Source organism: Marivita sp. (genome assembly GCF_048006345.1).
Lineage (GTDB): Bacteria > Pseudomonadota > Alphaproteobacteria > Rhodobacterales > Rhodobacteraceae > Marivita.
In genome coordinates, this window is the sequence record NZ_CP180351.1 from 616,501 (window position 1) to 637,498 (window position 20,998).

Genomic DNA, 20,998 nt, shown 5'->3' on the forward strand with positions numbered 1-20,998 from the left:
AGACATGAAAGACGAACTGATCAAACACGCCCGCCAGGTCCTGAGCGACAACGACCGCGGCACCTACACGGTGCCGACACACGGGCTTTATCCCTTCCAGTGGAACTGGGATTCCGCGCTCAGCGCCCTTGGGTTTGCGCATTTCGACGAACCTCGCGCCTGGACCGAAATCGACACGCTGATGGCCCATCAATGGGACGACGGCATGGTGCCGCATATCATCTTCCACGAGGAAGATGACGGCTATTTTCCGGGGCCTGATGTCTGGGGCACCGGACGCCCGGTGCCGACCTCGGGCATCACGCAGCCGCCGGTTGCAGGGTTTGCCGTGCGTCGTATCCATGACCGGGCGACGGACAAGGCATTGGCAACTCAGAAAGCAAAGGCGCTTTTGCCCAAGATCCATGCGTGGCATCAGTGGTTCTATCGGTGCCGCGACCCGCAGGGCACCGGGTTGATCGCGCTGCTGCACCCTTGGGAATCTGGTCGGGACAATTCGGTCGACTGGGACGATGCATTCGAACGTGTGCCGACCGATGGCGTGGGTGATTTTGTCCGGCGCGACACCTCGCATGCCAACCCCGCACACCGCCCGACGGATGAGCAATACAAACGCTATATCTGGCTTGTGCAGACCTTCCGCAGCCTGCGCTGGGACAACACCAGATTGCACGATGCCTCGCCGTTCCGGATTGTGGATCCGGGGTTCAATGCGATCCTGATCCGGTCCTGTCAGGATGTGGCAGATTTGGCCGGTCGGCTTGGCATGTCCGACATCGCCTCCGAGGCGCGCGCTATGGCGGACAAGGGAATTGCTGCGATGGACAGCCTCTGGAGCGATGCGCTTGGTCAGTATCAGTGCTATGACCGCGCCGCGGGCAGACCCGTCGACAGTGCCTCGATCGGGGGCATTCTTGCGGCTTTTGCGCCAATCCCCAAAGAGCGCGCGGCCGCGCTTGCCACCCGCATCGAGAAGCTGGCCAAGGCCTGCAACTACCTTGTCCCCAGTCACGACCCGACCGCGCCCGAGTTCGATGGCCTGCGGTATTGGCGGGGACCGGTGTGGCTGATCGTGAACTACATGATCGCTGACGGCCTCGAACGCGCGGGGCAAGTGGCGATGGCTGAAAGGATTCTGGCGGATTCTGTTCGCCTGATTGAAAAGAGCGGCTTTGCCGAGTATCACCATCCCATCACCGCCGAACCCTGCGGTGGGGCGCATTTCACATGGACCGCTGCCATGGTGATCGAAATCTTCAGCACGTGCGAGGTTCCCGCATGAAACGGTCGCGTATCAATGAAATCATGAGCGCCGCGGGCGACATGATCCATGAATTCGGCTTTACCCTTCCGCCCTTTGCCTATTGGACGCCGGAAGAGTTCAAGGCCCGAAAGGACGATGCACGGCACGTGATCGACGCGCGCTGCGGTTGGGACATCACCGATTACGGGGCCGGTCGTTATGACGAAATGGGCTTGTTCCTGTTCACCTTGCGCAATGGTCTGCTCGCCGATCTGCAACGTGGCGGCGGCATGTGCTATGCAGAAAAGCTGCTGATTTCCCGGCAGGATCAGCTGAGCCCGATGCATACCCATGCATTGAAGGCCGAAGACATCATCAACCGTGGCGGTGCCACGCTGGTGGTGGAGCTTTTCGGGTCCGACGACAACGGAAACTTTGCCGAGGACAAGGGCGGCACTGTTTGGCTAGATGGCATCCGTCATGAGTATGGCCCCGGCGAAAAGCTGCGCCTTGCTCCGGGCGAAAGCGTCACGCTGCGGCCCGGTGACTGGCATGCGTTCTGGGGCGAAGGCGGCGATGTTCTGATCGGAGAGGTGTCAACGGTCAACGACGACGAGACCGACAACATTTTCCGCGAACCGATTGGACGCTTCGCCAATGTCGAAGAGGACGTGGCCCCGAAGCACCTGCTGGTCAGCGATTACCGCTCCTGGCTGGGCTGAACCGCGAATATGGGCCGCCGAGCGTGTCGGCGATTGCGCCATAGGACCGTCTGTCTTACCACCGACGCATGACCCATGCCTTCACTATCGACAGGGCCGAATTGCGCCTTGTGAATCTGCCGCTTCTGAACCCGTTTGTCATCTCCACCGGGACGATGACGCACAAGACCTTTCCGCTTCTTATTCTGCAAGGCGATGGCATCACCGGGATCGCCGAAGGGGTGATGGACCCGCTGCCGGATTGGCTCGAGGAAACCACCGCAGGCGCGCTTGACCTGTTGCGCAGCGCCATCTTGCCAAAGATGGTGGGGATGCGCATCGCGAACCCTTCCGACATCGACCCGCTGCTGGCCCCGTGGCGTGGCAACCGGATGGCCAAGGCAGTGGCGGAAATGGCGGTGTGGGATCTTTGGGCGCGGTCTTTGGATCTGCCGCTGTGCCACCTCATTGGCGGTGTCCGCGACAAGATCGAAGTAGGGGTGAGCCTTGGCATCGCGCCGCTCGATGTCACGCTCGACCGGATCGCCGAGGCACAGGCGCAAGGCTATCGGCGCACCAAGCTGAAAATCAAACAGGGGCATGATTTGGGACTCCTGGAAGGCGTCCGCGACACGTTTCCCGACATCAAACTGACGGTGGATGCCAACACCGATTACGGCCTGACGGACCTTGCCACGCTGCGTTCGATGGATGCGTTCCACCTCGATTATGTCGAACAGCCTTTGGCCTATGACGACATCCTCGACCATGCTCAGGTCCAGTCGGCGCTGCAAACCGCGATCTGTCTGGATGAAAGCATCCGAAGTGCCAAGGATGCGCGGATCGCACTTCAGATGAATGCTGCGCGGGTGATCAACATCAAGGTGGGCCGCGTCGGCGGCATTGCCGAGGCGCGCAGGGTCCATGATGTGTGCGCCGCGTTTGGTGCGCCTGTCTGGTGTGGCGGCATGCTCGAAAGCGGGGTGGGGCGGGCGCATAACATCCACCTCGCCACGATGCCGAACTTCACCAAACCGGGCGACACCTCCAGCGCCAGTCGCTATTTCGCGCGGGACATCGTGAATGAACCGCTGGAAGCAACCGATGGTCTCATGCCTGTGCCATCCGGGCCGGGGATCGGGGTGACGCTCGATATGGACTACCTGGAGACGGTGTCCGAACTGGTCGAGGTCTGGACGGCATGACCGGCCTCGTTTTGCGCGACCTTGCCTCGCTCGCCGAGATGAAGGCGGCTGAGGATTTCCAGCGGAGCGTCTGGGGCAAGGACGATCCCGCAGACAATGCAGACCTGATGATGGCGATCCAGCACGAGGGCGGGCTGGTCGCGGGCGCGTTTGACGGCGACCGGATGCTGGCCTTCCTCTTTGCCTTTCCCAGCAGCGATCCTACCGCGCAGCATTCGCACCGTCTTGGGGTGCATCCCGATGCGCAAGGGCAGGGCTTGGGGCTGCGCATGAAACTCTACCAGAAAGACTGGTGCCTTGAGCGCGGAATCACCCACGTGCGCTGGACCTTTGATCCTGCACGGCGCGCCAATGCGGTGCTGAACATCCACCGGCTGGGGGCAACGTCCAACACCTACTACCGCGATTACTACGGCGCGATGGAGGGGATCAACGCAGGCATGCCCTCGGACCGGTTGCTGGCCGATTGGGATCTGACGCGGCCAGTAGGCGGATTGTTGACTTTCGTGGACACCGTTCCGATCCCCGCCGATTTCGCCCGTCTTGTCCTGGATGACCCGGCCAAAGCGCTCTCCGAAAGGCTGCGCATCCGCGATGCCTTGGAAGCCGCCTTCGCAAAGGGCTTTCACATCGCGGGTTTCGACCGCGATGCGAACCGCTACCTGTTGGCGCGCACCGCTTAAAGACTGTCGCGGAACGTGGTCAGGAAAGCCTCGGCATTGTTCCGCAGCGACGGACCAAGATAACCGCCTTCCTGGACCAGAACGGTCGGCACCCCCATGGCGGCGATCCGGCAGGCCATTTCGGCAAAGCCGTCCGCATAGACATTGACCGCGGCCAGCGGGTCGTCGGCTGCCATGTCAAAACCCAGCGACACCACCAGCGCTTCGGCACCGAAATCCTAAATCGCGGCGATGCCGCGGTCGAGCGCGGCGAGAACCTCGGCCTCGCCATCCCCCATGTTCAGCACCTCGTTCCGAGTGAAGCCAAGGCCCGCGCCTTCGCCGGTCTCGTCGGCATAGCCCAGATAGAAGGTGGGATAGACCGCGGGGTCGGGATGCAGCGAACAGAAGAACACGTCGTCGCGGTCATAGAAGATATCAAGACTGCCATTGCCCGTATGCACATCCACATCCAAAAGCGCGACCTTGTCCCACTTCCCCCGCAGGTGATGCGCCGCGATGGCCGCGTTGTTGAAGAAACAGAATCCGTTGGAACAATCGGTCATCGCATGATGGCCCGGCGGGCGGCTCAGCCCATAAGCCGCGCGTGCGCCGTCCATAACGTCTTGCGCCGCAGCAAGCGCCGTCTGCGCTGACCAGTAGATTGCCTCGTATGTATTCTCAGTCAGCGGTGTCGAGGTGTCGGTCATCCACCACCCCATCGCACCGTTGATATCCTTGGGGCAGCGCCCGCGCCGCGTACCGGGGTGGCGTGTCGGAATACCCATCGCGCCTTCGGGGGCTTCGGCCAGGAACCGTGCATAGGCATCGGCAAAGAAATCGACATAGGCGGGATCATGCACCGCCTTGATCGGCCCAACCCCGTAATCTCGCGGTTTCCCAACGGTAAACCCGTTGTCCAACAGCATATCCCGGATCAGGATCGCCCGTTCCGGTTGCTCGGGATGCGGCATCGGCGCCCCGCCGCGATAGTAGATCTCGGGTTTGTGGCCCAGTTGGCGATCGTCAAAAAAGGTTTTCACACACGGCCTCTCATGTTGGTCTGGGGCGATCTGTCAGGGCTAGCATGCCCTGTGCCCCCTTGCCACGCCAGTCCTGAACCCTTTAGCTGGTGCGCAAAACTCACCGACATTGCGAAAGATGTGCCCCATGGACCTGCGCCCGAATTCCGACGAAGCCCGCGATATCGCGTACCACTTCCACAGCTACACCAATCCTCGGCTGCACGAACAGAATGGTCCGCTGATCATGGATCGGGGTGAGGGTGTTCATGTGTTCGACACCCATGGCAACAAATATATCGAAGGCATGTCAGGCCTCTGGAGCGTCGCTGTCGGGTTCAACGAACAGCGTCTGATTGATGCCGCGACCCGCCAGATGAGCAAGCTGCCCTATTACCACAACTTCGCGCACCGCTCGCACGGGCCTGCGATTGATCTGGCGGAAAAGCTGGTCAGCATCGCCCCTGTGCCCATGAGCAAGGTGTTTTTCACCAATTCCGGCTCCGAGGCCAATGACACGATCCTCAAGATGGTCTGGTATCGTTCGAACGCGCTGGGCAAGCCGGAAAAGAAAAAGGTGATCTCGCGCATCCGGGGCTATCACGGGGTGACGATTGCCTCGGCCTCGATGACCGGACTGCCCTACAACCACAAATCCTTCGACCTGCCGCTGCCCGGTATCCTGCACACGACCTGCCCGCATTACTGGCGTGAAGGGCGTGATGGCGAGAGCGAAGAACAGTTCGCGACCCGCTGCGCCGAAGACCTCGACGCGATGATCCAGGCTGAAGGGCCGGACACGATTGCCGCCTTCATCGCCGAACCGGTGATGGGCGCGGGTGGCGTGGTTGTCCCGCCCAAAACCTATTGGGAGAAAATCCAGGCGGTTCTGGGCAAATACGACATCCTGCTGATCGCCGACGAGGTGATCTGCGGTTTCGGTCGGACAGGCAAGATGTTCGGCTGCGAGACCTACAACATCAAGCCCGACATCATGACCATGTCGAAACAGATCACGTCGTCCTATTTCCCGTTCTCCGCCTTCATGATGACCGAAGAGGTCTATGCCCCCATCGCAGATGAAGCCGGGCGCATTGGTGTGCTGGGTCATGGTTATACCGGCGGCGCGCATCCCGTGGGCGCGGCTGTGGCACTGGAAAACCTGAAGATCATTGAAGAGCGCGATCTTGTGGCAAACGCCGCAGAGCGTGGTGCGGAATTGCAGGCTGGTCTTGCCAAATTCGTAGATCACCCGCTGGTAGGCGAGGCGCGGGGTGTTGGACTTATCGCGGCGCTGGAAATCGTCGCACCCGAAGGCCGCGCCGAAGAGTTTGCGCCGGGCAAGATGGGTGCAGGTATGGGTGCCCATTTCCTCAAGAATGGACTCATTTCGCGCAATATGACCGATGCCATGGCCTTCTGCCCGCCAATGATCATCAAGGCGCCGCAGATCCGCGAAATTCTGTCGGCTGTTGAGAAGAGCCTCGAAGGGTTTGCGGCGGAACTTGCCGCCTGATCGCGTCGATGCCCCTGTCGACATCTTGCGTCAGGGGCATCCGGATCACGGGTAAGGCAGCGTCACCTTGCGTCATTTCGCAAAGGAAACGCAGTTTGGCGTTGACTTGAGGCATGTCCGCTCTGTTCAGTTGGCAAAGCAAAAAGCGGCATAAAATCGCCGACGGGAGGACAACCTATGACGTTCAAGACACTCGCCCTTGCGAGCACCATGCTGACGGGGCTTGCGGGCCTCGTCACCGCTGAAGAGCTTCGGTTTGATGATGTTTTCATCATCGGCAACTCGCTGAGCGACGCTGGAGCCTATTCGCAGTCCGTGATCGCTGGTGGCATGGGCGCGTTGCCCGTCATCAATTACAAGTGGCTGACCAACGCGCCGGACGGGTCGGCGCTGACCTATGGCGAGGTGCTGGGCCGCGAGCTTGGTCTGACCCTTGGTCCAAATGTCTATTCGGCGGTTCCCTTGGCCGGGCAGGGTGAAGTTGCGCTGGGCGGCACGATCTATGCCGAGGGCGGGTCCAGAGTAACCGCCCCCCAGGGGATTGGGTTCAACCCGGACCTGGGCATCACCACCCGGTCGCTGGCGGAACAGGTCGATCGCTTGTTGGCGGATCGGCCGAGCTTGGGCGAAAACGATCTGGTCATCCTTTGGGGCGGTGCGAACGATGTGTTTGCGCAAGCGGGCGCTGTTGGCGGTGGCCTCATCGCACCAGAGGCTGCAGCCGCGAACATGGCGCAGGCGGCAACCGAGATCGTCGGATTGGTGGATCGCGTGCGCGCCGCCGGGGCCGAGTCGGTGATCGTTGTCACAATCCCGGATATCGGCACCACACCCTTTGGCATTTCGTCGGGCCCGCAAGGTGCCGGGCTTCAAACCGCGCTGACCAATGCGTTCAACAGCACTCTGCTGGCCTCCATCGGCGACCGCGCTGTGATCGTGGACAGCCAAAAGCTCTTGGGCGCGGTTCAGGCTGACCCGGTGAAATACGGCTTTACCGCTCCGAATGCCGCTGTGATCCCGGCCTGCCCGGACACATCACTGAGCTGTCTGCAGGGCTTCAACGCCAGCGCCGATAGTGAAGAACGCGTCTTTGCCGATGGTGTCCACCCGACCACATCTGCCCACGCGCTGTTCGGTGAGGCCGCCTTTGCCGGTCTTCAGGCGGCCACGCAGACCGGTGCGATTTCCGTAGCGACCATGACCGCGCTGCGCCAGCACGGGCTGTCCATCGAGAACCGCATGAACCCGACTGTTCTGTTCACCACCGATGAGGACGGCAACCGGCGTCGCCGCGAGGTGGGCGAGATCGATGTCTACGCAAGCCTCGACTTCGGCAGCTTCGAAGGCGATGCGCAGCAGGTTACACCGGGTCTTGAAGGGTCGACCAAGGTGCTCAAGGCCGGTGCAGATATCACCGTGGCACCCAACGCCACCATCGGTGCCGGCATCAGTCTTGATTACGGCCAGGTCGATTTCGACGACAACGCGGGCGGGTTCGACAGTGATCTGATGATCGGCGTCGTGTTCGGGCAGATTGCCCTGTCGCCCAAGTATTACCTGAACGCGGCCTTCGGGGGCGGTCGGATCAATGTCGATGACATCACCCGCAGCTTTACCCTTGGACCTGCGACCGAGACTTACACCGCTGACACCGAGGGCAGTTATCGGTTTGCGCGGATTGGCGGCGGCGCCATTTATGCTCTGAATGATCAGGTGCGGTTGAACCCGTTTGCCCATTACACATGGGAAAAGGTGTCGATCGACGGGTTCACGGAATCCGACGGTGCCGCAAGCCTGTCTTACGGGGACAGCGAGTACGAGTCCCAGCGCCTGACCGCAGGTCTGTCGGCGATCTTCGCACCTGCCAATATGGATGGTGTGGTGTTCAACCTGCGTGGCTCGATTGAACATGATTTCAACGACGACCCGCTGGTTGTGTCACTTGGGCCGACTGCCGACACCCTGGGCAGCGTATCCGCACCGCGTCCGGACCAGACATGGGGCTACATCTCGGGTTCCATGGTTAAGGAAATGGGATCGGGCGCGTTCCTGAGCCTGACCGGCACAAGCTCTATCGGCCTTGATGGATCGCGCGGTTTTACCGGCGCGGTGACCTACAAGATGACATTCTGATCGGGCAGGGGGCGACAGGCCCCCGTCCACTCAAAACAACAAAGGCTGCCGGATCGGCAGCCTTTTGTCATTTGTAACAATCTGTAAGAGCGTGTTACCCGCCCCAGGTGCGGACCGGGCCGCAATCCATGTGGACGAAATTCGATCCCGAATAGCGCCCGACGCCGCCGGCCTTGCAGGCTGCTGCGGCACGATACATCTGATTGACCGAGCGCGAATTCAGACGCAGGTCTGCCGCCTGACCCTTGAGATGAAGCGAGTTGCGTGCAACGCCGCTGGACTTGCTCCGCAGCATCGCGTTGGTCTGCGGGCTGCGATAGCCGCTCAGCAACATGTAGGGTTCAGACACGTCCAGCAGATTGTGTGCCGCTGCCATGATGTCGATGGTGCGCAGGTCGATGGATTTCACGTCATCCGTCCGCCAATCGCGCATGAAATGGTGCACTTCCTTGATGGCATCGCCGATGTAGTCGCCTTCGATCCAGTAGATCATGTCGATCCGTTCGCCGGTACGACCCGAATACATCTTGATCCGTCGGATGTCCCCCCCGCCGCGCAGGAACCCTGCTGCATTTGCGAAGGTGGGCGCCGCAGTGATTGTCGTAGCCGCGAAGGCGGCCAGCAAACCACGGCGCGTGAAGCCGCCGGATTTCGTGTCAGTCATTTGAAAGTGCCTGTCCCGTTTTTCACTTTGCCAGTCGTCCGCGTCGTTCCGCGAACCTGCCGAATGCCTATCGTGCGCAGACTATGACACATCCCGAATCTCAAAAAAACCGAAAGTTCCCAAAAAAATCCAGATCAAGGTTTTTCGGCAAAATTCTGCTTAAATCGCCCAACTGTGTTAAAGTTACGCTACACCTGTGCGGGGCGATGCAGCGGTGCCGCATGTCGCCTTTAAAACGCAAAAACAAACTTTTTGTGAATGGACACGGCCAATGGGCGGCAGGAGCATGGAACAAACAGGCGGAAAAATCCGTTTGGACCGTATGACTTGGGAGTAGTGATTGATGACCCACCGGACGTTCTTGCGCGGCGCAGCTGTGATTGCTCTCGTGGCAGCAAGCTATCTGGCACCGCAAAGCGCCGGTGCTGTCCAGGTGACAGCGTTCCAGCAGGCGGTGGCCGAAAGCGTGTCCAGCGACGACCAGATCGCCGCTTTCTATCGCGACCGCGGGTTCGAGCCGATCTGGACCGGCGGCACGGAGGCCGATCTCGAACGCCGGACTGCCCTGCTCGAAGCGCTGAGCATGGCGCATTACCACGGTTTGCCTTCTTCGAAATACAACGCCGAAGCGCTTCTGTCGCGCATAGCCTCGGTACGGAGCGGCTTCGACCGAGGATCGCTCGAAGTGGCGCTGACGGATCTGTACCTTGATTTTGCACGCGACCTTCAGACAGGCGTGATCGACAACCCCCGTCAGGTGAGCAGCCACATCGTACGCGAAATTCCAAGGCGCGAGACCAGCTATTATCTGGAAGGTTTGTTGTCCGAGACGCCGCGCGCGTTTCTCGCATCGCTTGCACCGCAGTCGCAGGAATATGCGCGGCTGATGAAGGCCAAGATGCGGTTGGAACACAGCATTTCGCATGGTGGCTGGGGTACGACGGTGCCGTCCGGCAAATACGAACCAGGTGACACGGGCGCGGGCGTCGTGGCTCTGCGCGACAGGCTGATCGCCATGGGATACCTCGACCGTACCGTGACCGCCCGGTATGACACGTCGATCACGGAAGCCGTGCGCGCCTTCCAGGAAAGCCATGGGTTTACCGTTGATGGTGTCGCGGGGGGCGCAACGCTCGAAGAGATCAACGCCGCACCGCAGGATCGGCTGAAATCGGTGATCGTCGCAATGGAGCGCGAACGCTGGATCAATCTGCCCGGTGGGCTGGGGCAGCGGCATATCCTTGTCAACCTGACGGATTTCAACGCGCGCATCTTCGATGACGGCAAACTGACCTTCGAGACCCGGTCGGTCGTGGGGCATCAGGATGACGACCGCCAGACGCCCGAATTCTCGGACGAAATGGATCACATGGTCATCAACCCAAGCTGGTATGTGCCACGCTCCATCATCGTCGGGGAATACCTGCCGAAGCTGCGCAGCAACTCCGGCGCCGTGTCACATCTCGAGATCATCGACAGCCGGGGCCGCGTTGTCAGCCGGGGGCAAAGCTTTGCCGGCTATACCGAACGCAGCTTCCCGTTTTCCATGCGGCAGAAGCCTGGGCCCAAGAACGCGCTGGGCACGGTCAAGTTCATGTTCCCCAACAAATACAATATCTATCTGCATGATACGCCCGCGAAAAACCTGTTCTCGCGCGAGGTTCGCACCTACAGCCACGGCTGTGTCCGTCTGAACGATCCGCATGATTTTGCCTATGCGCTTCTGGCGCGTCAGACCGATGACCCGGTTGGGTTTTTCCAGTCTCGTCTGCGCACAGGTTCGGAAACGCGGGTCAATCTTGATCAACCTGTCCCGGTCCACCTGATCTACCGCACCGCCTTCACGACCGCGAAAGGCGACACGCAGTATCGTCGCGACGTTTATGGACGCGATGCCACCATCTGGAACGCCCTCAGCGCGGCAGGGGTGGAGATCGCCGGAATTCGCAGCTAAACCTCTGGCCAGTCAGGCCGGAGGCAGACATGCCCTACACCATTGCAGAGATTGCGACAGCTCTTGGCATTCGTGCCGAAGGGGACACGACGCTTAACGTAAGCGCCGTCGCAGAACCCGCCTCGGCGCAGGCGACGGATCTGGCCCTTGCGATGAAACCCGAATTTGCGGACCAGCTGTCGCAGGGCCGCGCCCGGGCCGCGATGCTGTGGGACGGGGCGGATTGGCAGGCGATGGGCCTTGATGCCGCGCTGATGGCACCGCGACCCCGCTATGCCATGTCTGGCCTCTCTGCGATGATGGATGCCGGGGCGGGCTATGCGCCGGGTTTGCACGAGACGGCAGTGATCCATCCGACCGCCAAACTGGGCGACGACGTTTCGGTTGGTCCCTTTTCCGTCATCGGTGCCGGAGCAGAGATTGGTGCGGGGTCCGTTATCGGCGCCCAGGTCTTTGTCGGGCAAGACACGCGGATCGGGGAACGGGCGCTGCTGCATCCGGGTGTAAAGATCGGCCACGGGGTCACCATCGGTGACCGTTTCATCGCGCATTTCGGGGCAACCGTTGGTGCCGATGGGTTCTCCTTCGTCACACCCGAACCCTCCGCCGCCGAAAAGGTGCGCGAGACGCTGGGCGATCAGGCCGGGGCCACCGCGCAAAGCTATGCGCGCATCCATTCGCTTGGTGGCGTTGTCATCGGGGATGACGTGGAGCTGGGAGCCAATTCCTGCATCGACCGGGGTACCGTTCGGGCTACGCAGGTTGGCGATGGCTGCAAGTTCGACAACCTTGCACAGATCGGCCATAACGTGGTGATCGGCAATGACTGCCTGATCTGCGCCCAAGTGGGGATCGCCGGGTCAAGCCGCATCGGTAACAACGTGGTGCTGGGCGGGCAGACCGGGGTCAGCGACAACCTCTTCATCGGGGACAACGTGATCACGGGTGGGGCCACCAAGGTGCTGTCGAACGTGCCGTCGGGCCGCGTCATGCTCGGCTATCCAGCGACGAAGATGGACGCGCAGCTGGAGCTCTACAAACAGTTGCGTCGTCTGCCGCGCCTGATTGCGGATGTCGCCCTCCTCAAGAAATCGGTTTCAAAGGCCGACCCGAGCGACTAAATCACGGGCGCAGACGAAACAGCCTCCGGGGGACGCAGATGAGCGTGCAAGACAGGGTCATTCGCATCATAGCTGATCAAGCCATGATCGAGCCGTCTGATGTGGCCGTGACCGACACGATGCAGGACCTCGGCATCGACAGCATGGGCCTTGTGGAATGCATCTTCGCGTTGGAAGAAGAGTTCGACATCGAAGTGCCCTTCAACGCGAATGAGCCGGAGAAAAGCGATTTTGACATCTCTTCTGTGGCGTCAGTTGTGGCTGGGGTCGAAGGGTTGATCGCCCGGCAAAAGGACTGAGCGCCGATGAAGCGCGTGGTCATCACCGGGGCGGGCACCGTCAACGCACTCGGGCTGAACGTGCCCGACACGCTTGAAGCGATGCGCGAGGGACGCTGCGGGATCGGCGCTTTGCAGTTCCGCGATGTGGAGAGGTTGGCCATCCAGATCGGCGCGCAGGTGCATGATTTCGACGAGACCGCGCATTTCAACCGTCAGCAATTGTCGCTCTACGACCGGTTTACCCAATTCACCCTGATCGCCGCCCGCGAGGCGCTGGCGCAGGCGGGGCTGGAGTTTTCCGGCGAACTGGCGGCGCGCTCTGGTGTGGTTCTGGGCAATTCCGGTGGCGGGATGACGACGCTCGATGACAATTATCGGAGCGTTTACGAAGAGGGTAAGAACCGGGTCCATCCGTTTGTGGTGCCCAAGCTGATGAACAACGCCGCGGCAAGCCATGTGTCGATGGAGTTCAACCTCAAAGGCCCAAGCTTTACGGTCTCCACCGCCTGCGCTTCGTCGAACCACGCGATGTCTCAGGCGTTCCAGATGGTGCATGGCGGTTTGTCACCGGTCATGATCACGGGCGGGTCGGAATCCATGCTGTGCTTTGGCGGCGTAAAGGCATGGGAAGGGCTGCGCGTCATGTCCAAGGACGCCTGCCGCCCCTTCAGCGCCAACCGCAACGGCATGGTGCAGGGCGAAGGGGCGGGTGTTTTCGTGTTCGAGGAATACGAACATGCCCGCAAACGCGGGGCCGAGATCCTGGCCGAAGTGGTGGGCTTTGCCATGACTTCGGACGCGTCGGACATCGTCATGCCCTCTAAGAACGGCGCCGCGCGGGCCATTGCGGGCGCACTGCATGATGCCAAGCTTAACCCTCAGGACGTGGGCTATATCAACGCCCACGGCACCGGAACAGCTGCCAACGACAAAACCGAATGCGCCGCCGTGGCGGATGTGTTCGGGGCGCATGCCGACCGGCTGATGATTTCGTCCACCAAGTCGATGCACGGGCATTGCATCGGGGGCACCGGCGCGATCGAGCTTCTGGCCTGCATCATGGCGCTGCGCGACGGAGTCATCGCCCCCACCATCGGCTACGAGGAACCCGATCCCGAATGCGCGCTCGACGTGGTGCCCAACGAGGCGCGCGAGGCGAAGGTCGATGTCGCGCTGTCCAATGCCTTTGCCTTTGGTGGGCTGAACTCGGTGCTGGCCCTGCGACGGGTGTAACCGGGCGGGTGACGCGACGGGGCGGACGACTGCTTCGCGGCCAACGTGACGGGATACGGTCTCGCGGCGAATGCCCACTTTCGAGCAGCTGCTCAGATAGCAGCCGAAACTGCTTCCCTGCTACGCCCTTGAAACAGGAGTGCTGTTGGCAGCACCTTTCTGCTTCGATTCCGGCAACCTCGCGGTTGTAGAAATTGGCCCGGCATCATTTCAACGGCGCAGGCCAATGTCCCGAAGGAAATGCGCATTTGCGTGGCGAAGGTCGACATCAGAGCCTGGGCGCGGTCCGAAAAGAGACTTCAAAAGCGCCAATGGAAGGCTCAGGGCGTGTGCGAGGGGCGACTTCGGTGTGCGGGACTGCAGCAGTGCGGAAAGATCGGTCATGTCTGGTATCCTTCTGTAGATCCTGTCGGAATGGCTGGTTTGTGAAGCCACGCTGGCAGCCAGAAAGGTGAATGTCCTGAAGTGGTCCGAACCGTTCCGAAAACTTCCGAATGGGTCGGAATGGCGGACAAATTCTGTATTGACGTCTATGTTTTTAACGTAGCAACACGCCGCGTGGGCCCGAACACAAAGGGCCGCGTCGCGTGGTTACGCCGTTGCGGCGGCCGCACGCGCATCAAGGTCGCAAACGAGGCGCTGGAAGCGAGGAAGATCGCGCAGCGCGTCGAGGTCGTTGTCCTGTTCAATCCAGACAGCGAAGGTGACGGGGTCGACCCGCGGCAGGCAGGCTTCGAGCGTATCGAGTGCGGTCTCCGTTTCACCGAGCAGCGTCATGGCGCAAGCGATGTTGTAGTCGATGCTTGGATCATCGGGGTCAACGGCCTTGACCCGCACGGCCCATTGCCTGGTGCGTTCGGCTTCGCCCAGTCTCGCAAGGGCATTGATGCCGCTGATCAATGCGTAGGAATCCGACGAGTTCTCTGCAAGCACGCGTTCCACTCGCGCCAGCGTGCGTCGGGCGGTGTCCAGCACCTTTTCATGCTGGCCTGTTGCCCTGTAACACATGGCGACATGGGTGGTGGCTGCCAAATCCGCTTCCGAGAGTTCTGTTGCGCGTTCCCAGTGTAAAATGGCTTCTTCGTGCCGCCCGGTCTGGAAACACGTTCGCCCATAGAGAAAGCGAACATCGTAGGAATTCGGGTCGAGTTGAAGCGAGCGTTCGTGAAGCTCGAAAGCCTCGTCGAAGCGACCGAGGCCGGCCAAGACAAAGGCTTTTGCCGCAAGGGCCTCTGCCAGGTCGGGATTCAGAGCGAGTGCGCGCTCGGCTGCCTCGAGCCCATGTTCGGGCGAGGCCGAAAAGCCATAAAGCCCAGTCCGACTGATGGCCAGAAGCGCCCATGCCAGACCAAAATCGGGATCGATATCGAGCGCCTTTTGAGCGAGGCGGCTGGCGATCTCGAAGTTGCGCCGGTCCAGACGTGTGTGGTGGTACCGCGCCTGGAGGTAGAGTTCATAGGCTTCGGGGTTGGCGGTTGGGCGCGACTGGATTGCTAGGCGCTCGGCCGGGACAAGCCTGACCTTGAGCGCGGAAACGATGGCCTCGGTGATCTGATCCTGAAGATCGAAGATGTCGGTCAGAGCGCGGTCGTAGCGCTCCGCCCAGATCGGTCGCCCCGTTGCGCCATCTACAAGCTGAGCATTGATACGAATCCTGTTGCCGGATTTGCGCACGCTGCCCTCGACCACATGGGTCAGGTTCATGTCTTGGGCTGTTTTCGAGACATTGACGGCGCGACCCTTGAAGGTGAAGGCCGTATTGCGGGCGACGACAGACAGTGCCGCGACCTTGGAGAGATCGGTGATGACATCCTCGGTGATCCCGTCAGCGAAATACTCCTGATCGGGATCGTTCGAAATGTTGGTGAAGGGGAGGACAAGGACTTCGGTGACGCCGGTTACGCGTTTTCCGGAGTCAGGAACAGTGCCGGGCGTGTTCTCCTCTACAGAAAGTACGAATTGGTAGCCCCGGCCCGGTATCGTTGCCAGCGCCTTTGGTCCGAGCACCTTTCGCAAGGCCGAGACCTGAACGGTCAGGTTGCTTTCCTCAACCGCGATATCAGGCCATACAGCGTCGAGTATCTCTTCCTTCGTCAGGACGCGATGTCGGTTCTCGACCATGAAGCTCAGCATGTCGAAGGCTCTGGCGCCCAGAGGCAATTCGATACCGTCGCGCAACAGTTTGCGCTCTTCCGTCGACAGGAGGAAATCGCCGAAGCGGAAGGATGACAACGAATTCTATCCTTGTTTGGCTTTCAATGACCCGGAATTTTATTCTGGCAGTACAGAAAAGACAGTGCCAGAAAATACTAACAGAATTTAAAAATCTTATGCTCTTTCAGAACATGGCCACCTGAGGCAAACGCAACGCCCGTTCGCGAAAACGAGCATTTGCACATGGTGCAGCGAACGCAGTTTTTGCAACGCAGGGGCACTTTGGCGGCATCTCCTGCAAGTCGAAAACTGGCATCGATCGTTCGGGCTGCAATTTCCGCTCCGTCCCGCATACCTGCCATTCGCCGCTAACTGACCGTACGTATCGTTTCCCGCTTGTTAACTGTCGTTAAAGCATACCCCCGCCCACGATGCGCATCGAGCGGGTAGGGTCACTCCCAGGCCGCGACATTTGAACTGATCTTCTCTCAGATGCCCATATGGGCCGACCCTGAGAAACCGGTTTCAGAAGGCCCCATAGGGGCACAGGTCACGGGGGACACCCCGGTGGAATGAGAGTACGGTCAGGCCAAAGGGCGGCGCCGCTTCTACTCCGATATTGAGGTCATCCTCGGGCGTGACCAGAGGATCTCTCTTGGATGGAGATCCTCAGGTCACGCCCGAGGATGACGTTACCGCATGTCACACAGATCTTCAGGTCAAACCCGAGGATGACGCGGAGGCATGTCCCCCATCGCGCCCCATTGCACTTCCCCCAAACCCGTGGCCATCTGCGGCCATGACTTTTTCCGAACGCATCACCCGACTTCCCCATGCGTACGAGCCCGAACAGGGTGCCGATGCGCTGACCGCCGCACCTTGGGCGACCGGGGATGTGGCAAAGCTGATCCATGGGGCGGGCGGGTGCAGCCCTTACCTCAAATCGCTGATCGAAAAGGAAAGCGGCTGGCTCGAAACTGCGCTTGCCGATCCCGAGGCGTCGCTTCTTCAAGAGCATGACACCCTGCGGGCCACCGCCCCGGATGCGCTGCCCGCAAGGCTGCGTCAGGCCAAGCGGCGGGTGGCCTTGGTCACCGGGCTTGCCGATCTGGCCGCGGTCTGGCCGCTTGAAACCGTCACACAGGCGCTGACCGATTTTGCAGATCTTGCGGTGCATCTCGCTCTGCGCGCCACCACCCTGCACGAGATCAAACGCGGCAAGTTACCCGGCCAGACCGAAGACGACGCGGAGCTGGCGGGGGGCATGGTGGCGCTGGCGATGGGCAAGATGGGCGCGGGCGAGCTGAACTACAGCTCGGACGTGGACCTGATCTGCCTTTTTGACGAAACCCGGTTCGATCCCGCCGATTATCACGAGGCCCGATCCGCGCTGGTGCGGGCGACGCGCAAGATGTGCGCGATGCTCAGCGATCTGACAGGCGAGGGCTATGTGTTCCGCACTGACCTGCGGCTGCGGCCCGATCCGTCGGTCACGCCGGTCTGCCTCGCCATGGAGGCAGCCGAGCGCTATTATGAAAGCCTTGGCCGGACATGGGAACGCGCCGCCTATATCAAGGCGCGGGCCTGTGCGGGTGACATCGCAGCGGGCGAGACATTCCTCAAGACACTGACGCCCTTTGTCTGGCGCAAGCATCTGGATTTCGCGGCCATCGAAGACGCCCATGACATGGTGCGCAAGATCCGCGATCACAAAGGTCTGGCCGGGCCGATCACCTTGCCTGGCCACAACATGAAGCTGGGGCGCGGCGGCATCCGCGAGATCGAGTTCTTCACCCAGACCCGCCAGATCATCGCCGGGGGGCGCGATCCTGATCTGCGGGTGCGCGGCACGGTGCCGGGGCTGGCGGTGCTGGCCGACAAGGGTTGGGTGCCGCAGGATGTCGCGCACACGCTGACGGACCACTATCGCGCCCATCGCGAGGTCGAACACCGGGTCCAGATGCTGCGCGATGCGCAGACGCATGACCTGCCGCAATCCGACGACGGGTTCGACAGGTTGGCCGCTTTCATGGGCACCGACCGTGCGACGCTGCACAAGGACCTGCGCGCGCGGCTTGAGGAAACACATGCGCTGACCGAAGGCTTTTTCGGCGGTGAGTCTGCACCTTCGAAACGCAGCGCGGTGCCAGAGGAGCTGGAGAACTCGGAAATCGTGTCGCGCTGGCGGACCTATCCGGCGCTGCGGTCGGCGCGGGGCAGCGGGATATTCGAGCGGCTGCGACCCGAGATTCTCGGACGGCTTGCCAAGACTTCGCACCCGATGGAGGCGCTGACCGCCTTTGACGGGTTCCTGAGCGGCTTACCCGCCGGGGTGCAGGTGTTCTCGCTTTTCGAAGCCAACCCGCAGCTGATCGATCTTCTCATCGACATCGTTGGCGTGTCGCCCGACCTCGCCCGGTATCTGTCGCGCAACGCGTCTGTATTCGATGCCGTGATCGGTGGGGATTTCTTTTCCGACTGGCCGGGCCGGGACGCGTTGCAGAAGGCGCTGGCCGATCTGTTGGCGCAGGAAAGCGACTACGAGAACAAGCTCAACACCGCCCGGCGTTGGGGCAAGGAATGGCATTTCCGGGTTGGCGTGCATCTGTTGCGCGGCCTGATCGGGGCCGAGGAAGCGGGCACGCAGTATGCCGATCTGGCCGATGCCACGCTTGCCGCACTTGCCCCCGAAGTGCAGGCTGACTTCGCCCGCAAACATGGGCCATGCCCCGGTCGTGGAGCGGTAGTTGTGGGCATGGGCAGCCTCGGATCGCGGCGGCTTCATTCGCGCTCTGATCTGGACCTGATCGTGATCTATGATCCGGGTGAGGCCGAGATCTCTGAAGGCCGCCGCCCGCTGGCGACACGACCCTATTATGCGCGGCTGACGCAGGCTCTGATTACGGCGGTGACGGCGCCGATGGCCGAGGGGCGGATTTACGAGATCGACATGCGGTTGCGCCCGTCAGGCAATCAGGGGCCGGTGGCGACCAGCCTGGAATCCTTCCGCAGTTACCAGAAATCAGACGCATGGGTGTGGGAACATCTGGCGCTGAGCCGCGCGCGTTGCGTCACGGGTCCGCCCGATCTGATGGAGGACGTCGCGGCTGTGCAGGGCGACGTGATGGCCGCCCCCCGTGACCGGGACGCTGTGCTGCGCGAGGTCGCCATCATGCGCAACCGGATCGCAGCCGCCAAAGGCGATGGCGGGCCATGGGAGGCCAAGTTGGGGCAGGGGCGGTTGCAGGACATCGAACTGGTCGCGCAGGCCGCTGCGCTGATCGCGGGTCAGCCGCTCGACACGGTGCCCGGGGCTTTGGCGCGGGGCGCGGATTGTGGATGGCTGGCCTCTGAAGATGCGCAAGCGCTGATCGACGCCTACCGCCTGTGCTGGTCGCTGCAAATCGGGTCGCGGCTGATTTCGGAGACCACCTTGACGCCAGATCGTGATATCAGTGCGGCGTCGGACTTCCTGTGTCGGATCACCGGCACAGAGACGATCGACGGGCTTCAGGCTTTGTTGGAGTCCCGGGCCCGACGCGCCGCCGAGATCATCGACGCGGCCTTGCCGGATGTGAGTGAAGAGGACTGACCGATGCACAAGGGGGATGCCACCGACCCGAAGGGTCTGATCGCGGAAGCGTTCAAGATCGACGGCATCACCTATGAAGAGTGTCGGTCGATCTTCTTGGACTGGGCTTTGGCGGTGCCGGTGGACGCGGACAGCCCGACGCTGATCCGCGCCTTGCTCGACCGTCACCCGGTGGCAGGCCACCCGATGACGCAGGTCCTCACCGAAGGGTTAAGCGCCGCCAGCGCACCCAAACGCCGGGGCGGCTGGAAGGGGCGGCGCAGCTAGGTCAGGCAGCGGCGGTTGCCTCGATCTCGAACATCAGACCGGGGATGGCAAGCCGGATGACACCCAGCAAGGTCATCGGTGGGGCGCAGTTGAGCGGACCAAACCGCATGCCAAGCAGATCGAAATTCTTGAGCGCCTCGTCCACATCGGTGGCGAAGACACCCAGCCGAATGACGTTGGCGAGGCCCATTCCCGCCTCGGTCAGAACGGCCTCCAGATTGTCGAGCGCAAGGCCGATCTGGCCACGCATATCGTTCGGATGCTGCGGCGCGCCGTTGGCATCGACGGCGGTTTGCCCGGCGCAGATCACTTGGCGGGTTACGCCTTCGATCTGTTCGGCTTGATTGTAGCCAAGGGGCAGGGACCAGTTCCAAGGGTTGATCGGGGTACGTTGCATGGATGTTTTCCTTGTGTGAACACTCTGGAATCCGGATAGCCACAAATGGTGCCAAAAACTGTCACCATTTGTGCTAGGCTGCGCGCATGATCGTTCGGGATAGACAAGATGCCATCGTCCGCCAGTTGCGCCGCTCTGGCAGCGCGACTGTGGATGCCTTGGCGCAAGAGGTCGGCGTGTCGCGGCGCACGGTTCTGCGCGACATCTGTGCGCTGCGCGATCAGGGTTTTGTCATCCATTCAGAACCGGGGCCGGGCGGCGGTGTGCAGCTTGATCCGTCGTCGGTGCAGACCACTGCGCGCTTGTCTGTGTCCGAGGTGTTCGCGCTGCTGATCAGCGTGGCGGCGGTGCGTGCCGCAGGGAACCTGCCGTTTTCGCAACTGGCGGATGCCGGATTGGCCAAGATCGAAAAGGCGCTTCCGCCGGACAAGGTGCGCGATCTGCGTCGGGTTCTGGACTGCCTGTATGTGGGCCAACTCTCGCCTTTGCAGGATCTGTCCGATCTCGGTGCCATCGACGCGGACCTTTTGCCTGCGTTTGAGACCGCGTTCCTTGACGGGGTTCACCTGCGCTTCTGTTACCGCGATGCCAAAGGCCGGGAGACCGACCGCGAGATTGAACCACAGGCGCTGCTGATCCTGCCGCCGCTGTGGTACATCGTGGCGTGGGATCCGATGCGCGACGATTTCCGGCATTTCCGCATGGACCGGATCAGCCGTCCTGAACCGGTGGCGGGCAAAACCTTTCGCCGCAGGCATGTGCCGTTTGATCAAGATGTGTGCCCTTACCGGGATCTGGTGGCCTGAACGGGAACGGTCGCTGGACAATTCCCCGCCGCCGTCTAACCTCTGTC

General features: G+C 61.4%; 17 protein-coding genes and 1 pseudogene. 13 read left to right on the plus strand and 5 right to left on the minus strand.

The features are described from left to right. Window positions 1-4 precede the first annotated feature (4 nt). The 4 genes from ACMVPR_RS03070 to ACMVPR_RS03085 all read left to right on the plus strand — a co-directional run bounded on the left by ACMVPR_RS03070 (window position 5) and on the right by ACMVPR_RS03085 (window position 3,832). Window positions 5-1,282, plus strand: coding sequence for an amylo-alpha-1,6-glucosidase (locus ACMVPR_RS03070; RefSeq protein ID WP_416881663.1), 1,278 nt, complete (start codon window positions 5-7; stop codon window positions 1,280-1,282). Beyond that, window positions 1,279-1,965, plus strand: a complete 687-nt coding sequence (locus ACMVPR_RS03075) for a D-lyxose/D-mannose family sugar isomerase (RefSeq protein WP_416881664.1) — start codon at window positions 1,279-1,281, stop codon at window positions 1,963-1,965. The genes ACMVPR_RS03070 and ACMVPR_RS03075 overlap by 4 nt, the downstream gene beginning before the upstream one ends. Window positions 1,966-2,033: 68 nt before the next feature. Then, the gene (gene menC, locus ACMVPR_RS03080) at window positions 2,034-3,149 is read left to right on the plus strand and encodes an o-succinylbenzoate synthase (RefSeq protein WP_416881665.1); all 1,116 of its coding nucleotides are present in this window, start codon (window positions 2,034-2,036) and stop codon (window positions 3,147-3,149) included. After that, window positions 3,146-3,832, plus strand: coding sequence for a GNAT family N-acetyltransferase (locus ACMVPR_RS03085; RefSeq protein ID WP_416881666.1), 687 nt, complete (start codon window positions 3,146-3,148; stop codon window positions 3,830-3,832). Before menC ends, ACMVPR_RS03085 begins: the two co-directional genes overlap by 4 nt. Here the strand turns inward: ACMVPR_RS03085 and ACMVPR_RS03090 are convergent. After that, window positions 3,829-4,785 (minus strand): annotated as a pseudogene (locus ACMVPR_RS03090) (histone deacetylase family protein). The gene ACMVPR_RS03085 and the pseudogene ACMVPR_RS03090 sit on opposite strands and share 4 nt — an antisense overlap. A 196-nt stretch (window positions 4,786-4,981) precedes the next feature. On the opposite strand from ACMVPR_RS03090, the gene ACMVPR_RS03095 reads away from it, so the two are divergent. Together ACMVPR_RS03095 and ACMVPR_RS03100 are read left to right on the plus strand one after the other, a co-directional pair. Continuing rightward, the gene (locus ACMVPR_RS03095) at window positions 4,982-6,349 is read left to right on the plus strand and encodes an aspartate aminotransferase family protein (protein WP_416881667.1); all 1,368 of its coding nucleotides are present in this window, start codon (window positions 4,982-4,984) and stop codon (window positions 6,347-6,349) included. A gap of 177 nt (window positions 6,350-6,526) precedes the next feature. Further along, the gene (locus ACMVPR_RS03100) at window positions 6,527-8,482 is read left to right on the plus strand and encodes an autotransporter domain-containing protein (RefSeq protein WP_416881668.1); all 1,956 of its coding nucleotides are present in this window, start codon (window positions 6,527-6,529) and stop codon (window positions 8,480-8,482) included. Between the two features lie 94 nt (window positions 8,483-8,576). On the opposite strand, the gene ACMVPR_RS03105 is transcribed toward ACMVPR_RS03100, so the two are convergent. Continuing rightward, entirely contained in the window at window positions 8,577-9,146 is a 570-nt protein-coding gene (locus ACMVPR_RS03105; RefSeq protein ID WP_292268746.1) for a YcbK family protein, read from the minus strand. A 343-nt stretch (window positions 9,147-9,489) separates the two neighbouring features. Between ACMVPR_RS03105 and ACMVPR_RS03110 the strand changes: the two genes are divergently transcribed. The 4 genes from ACMVPR_RS03110 to ACMVPR_RS03125 are packed head-to-tail and all read left to right on the plus strand — an operon-like array spanning window position 9,490 to window position 13,735. Continuing rightward, window positions 9,490-11,100 carry a L,D-transpeptidase family protein gene (locus tag ACMVPR_RS03110; RefSeq protein WP_416881669.1) on the plus strand — a complete coding sequence of 537 codons (1,611 nt, stop codon included), beginning with the start codon at window positions 9,490-9,492 and terminating at the stop codon, window positions 11,098-11,100. Window positions 11,101-11,129: 29 nt separating this feature from the next. After that, the gene (gene lpxD, locus ACMVPR_RS03115; RefSeq protein ID WP_416881670.1) at window positions 11,130-12,221 is read left to right on the plus strand and encodes a UDP-3-O-(3-hydroxymyristoyl)glucosamine N-acyltransferase; all 1,092 of its coding nucleotides are present in this window, start codon (window positions 11,130-11,132) and stop codon (window positions 12,219-12,221) included. Window positions 12,222-12,259: 38 nt separating this feature from the next. Next, complete coding sequence (locus ACMVPR_RS03120) at window positions 12,260-12,520, plus strand: acyl carrier protein (RefSeq protein ID WP_300581807.1); 261 nt, start codon at window positions 12,260-12,262, stop codon at window positions 12,518-12,520. A gap of 6 nt (window positions 12,521-12,526) precedes the next feature. Continuing rightward, window positions 12,527-13,735 (plus strand): beta-ketoacyl-[acyl-carrier-protein] synthase family protein, encoded by a 1,209-nt coding sequence (locus tag ACMVPR_RS03125; protein WP_416881671.1) that lies wholly within the window; start codon window positions 12,527-12,529, stop codon window positions 13,733-13,735. Window positions 13,736-13,945: 210 nt separating this feature from the next. On the opposite strand, the gene ACMVPR_RS03130 is transcribed toward ACMVPR_RS03125, so the two are convergent. Together ACMVPR_RS03130 and ACMVPR_RS03135 are read right to left on the minus strand one after the other, a co-directional pair. Further along, a complete protein-coding gene (locus ACMVPR_RS03130; protein ID WP_416881672.1) occupies window positions 13,946-14,119 on the minus strand; it encodes a hypothetical protein in 174 nt (57 codons plus the stop codon). A gap of 207 nt (window positions 14,120-14,326) precedes the next feature. Next, a complete protein-coding gene (locus ACMVPR_RS03135; protein ID WP_416881673.1) occupies window positions 14,327-15,967 on the minus strand; it encodes a winged helix-turn-helix domain-containing tetratricopeptide repeat protein in 1,641 nt (546 codons plus the stop codon). Window positions 15,968-16,688: 721 nt separating this feature from the next. On the opposite strand from ACMVPR_RS03135, the gene ACMVPR_RS03140 reads away from it, so the two are divergent. Both ACMVPR_RS03140 and ACMVPR_RS03145 read left to right on the plus strand, forming a co-directional pair. Then, the gene (locus tag ACMVPR_RS03140) at window positions 16,689-19,481 is read left to right on the plus strand and encodes a glutamine-synthetase adenylyltransferase (protein WP_416881674.1); all 2,793 of its coding nucleotides are present in this window, start codon (window positions 16,689-16,691) and stop codon (window positions 19,479-19,481) included. A gap of 3 nt (window positions 19,482-19,484) precedes the next feature. Next, the gene (locus ACMVPR_RS03145) at window positions 19,485-19,748 is read left to right on the plus strand and encodes a hypothetical protein (protein WP_416881675.1); all 264 of its coding nucleotides are present in this window, start codon (window positions 19,485-19,487) and stop codon (window positions 19,746-19,748) included. 1 nt (window position 19,749) lies between these two features. Here the strand turns inward: ACMVPR_RS03145 and ACMVPR_RS03150 are convergent, their stop codons facing one another. After that, a complete protein-coding gene (locus tag ACMVPR_RS03150; RefSeq protein ID WP_416881676.1) occupies window positions 19,750-20,145 on the minus strand; it encodes a RidA family protein in 396 nt (131 codons plus the stop codon). Between the two features lie 86 nt (window positions 20,146-20,231). Between ACMVPR_RS03150 and ACMVPR_RS03155 the strand changes: the two genes are divergently transcribed. Further along, entirely contained in the window at window positions 20,232-20,951 is a 720-nt protein-coding gene (locus ACMVPR_RS03155) for a helix-turn-helix transcriptional regulator (RefSeq protein ID WP_416881677.1), read from the plus strand. Window positions 20,952-20,998: the final 47 nt, after the last annotated feature.